Below are 1,806 nucleotides of genomic sequence, written 5' to 3'. Positions count from 1 at the left end.
TGAATATTCCTGTGCGGTAACACCGCAAATCCGGCAGACGGGAAACCGTCTGTCCGGACTTGCGGGAACCGCTTATGCGAGTTTACTCGCGTAATGCTTTATCTAAGCCGTATACCTCTCGCATTGACCGATCATGTTCTGCATCAATGCTTGTGATATTTATTCGATAACTGTCATGGGCAATACGGTCAATGATTGCATCTGCAAGAGGACTGTCATCACCACCAAGCTGATCATACCATTCTTCGAATTCATACTGAGAGCAGAAAATCGTAGATGATTTCTTTCGTCTTCGATGAAGGAGTTCAAAGATATCCTTCTGCTCGGCTTCCGTTGGTTTTAGAAGAAGCCATTCATCAAGAATGAGAACCAGTGGGTTAGCGTATTTAGCCATGACCTTTCGATAGTTACCTTCTGTCCTTGCGATTTCCAGATCAATGAGCAGATCCGGAAGTCGGACATACTTGGTGTTGTAATACCGCTTGCATGCCTCCATGCCAAAGGCACAGGCCATGTAAGTCTTACCACAGCCTGTAGCACCGGTAATAAAAAGGTTCCGGTGTTCAGATATATACTCACAAGTTGCAAGTCGGTTAATAAGAGCCTTGTTAAGTTTGCGACCGGAAGTGTAGTTGATATCCATGATATTTGCTTCCGGCTGGTCAAATCCGGCATTACGGATCAGTCGTTTTTGACGATTATTTTTACGATTGCTGTATTCGATGTCCACCAGCATACCAAAACGGTCCTCAAAGGGTACTTCTTTAAATTTAGGATCATCCAGTTGGTTACGAAATGCATCTGCCATGGTAGTAAGGCGCATTTCAATTAATTTATCTATTGTACTCTGATTTGTCATATGTGTTTACCTCCGATAGTAATCGGCACCTCTTGTGATGCCATGTGCTTTATGTGTGGTCTTGGATTCAGTTGTTTCTGATTCCGGTTTTACAGAACCTGTTACAAGGATGTTTTTAATACTCTTGTAACTGGGCGAGGAGGTATAGGATAAAGCCTTTTTACAGGCTGCTTCAAGCAATGCATCTGAGTATTTCTCAGCAAGCTTTAGAAGTCCCATACAACTTCGGTAGGTCTGTTGTTCCACGCTTTTGGAGGTCAGTATTGCATTGACCACAGTGTACGTATTTATGCCAATCCGCTCAGCCCATTTGCGGAACCGGTCGCCGTTCCATTCCAGATATCTCTGGTGATCTTCCGGCATATGTTCCGTGATAGTGCTGTACTGCCCAGGGCGTCCTTTCAGACGACGATGGGAAGCAATGCGGTTATGGTTGTAGAAAATTTCAATAGTGGTATCTGTTACCTTCACATCAACTTTCTTTTTGATGTATTCATAAGGAACTGAGTATAGCATTCTGTCCACAGATATGTGATAATTGAACTGGACGGTGGCTGTTTTCCAGTCACTCAGTTCAAAACGGGTAGCAGGTAATGGTGCCAGCAATGGTTTTTCTTCCTCAAGAAATAAGATTCGCCGACTACCCTCTTTCTTTTGAAAGAGCCTTTGGTTGAACAGTTCGAGCTTGTCTCTGATTGCACGATTTAATTCGGCAAGGGAGAAGAACTGTTCATCCCGAAGTGCTGCTGTTATCCAGGTAGAGATATTTCCTACTGTTCCTTCAGCATTCGGCTTATCCTTGGGAGCTCTGACACGAGCCGGAATAATAGCTGTACCATAATGTTCAGCCAGTTCCTGATAAGTTTCATTAATCTGCTGGTCTCTCCATCCACCATTGTGAACAACTGCAGTCTTGCAGTTATCCGGTACGAGAATCTTAGCAACAC

2 protein-coding genes are annotated in these 1,806 nt (G+C 43.9%); both read right to left on the bottom strand.

The window, feature by feature from the left end; genetic code table 11:
• Positions 1-82 precede the first annotated feature (82 nt).
• A complete protein-coding gene (istB, locus tag ACTNA4_RS15985; RefSeq protein WP_154581594.1) occupies positions 83-859 on the bottom strand; it encodes an IS21-like element helper ATPase IstB in 777 nt (258 codons plus the stop codon).
• A gap of 6 nt (positions 860-865) precedes the next feature.
• Positions 866-1,806, bottom strand: a 941-nt coding sequence (locus ACTNA4_RS15980; protein WP_441031149.1) for a Mu transposase domain-containing protein, incomplete at its 5' end; no start/stop codon positions are given.

Origin of the sequence: Bariatricus sp. HCP28S3_A7, from assembly GCF_052066375.1 — a bacterium.
In the GTDB taxonomy this organism is placed as follows: domain Bacteria; phylum Bacillota; class Clostridia; order Lachnospirales; family Lachnospiraceae; genus Allocoprococcus.
Note: the sequence above shows the minus strand (reverse complement) of the source record. Positions and strands in the feature narration are given on the sequence as shown.

Coding starts and splice junctions, on each gene's coding strand:
- istB (WP_154581594.1), bottom strand. CDS start 859: ATGACAAATCAGAGTACAATAGATAAATTAATTGAAATGCGCCTTACT.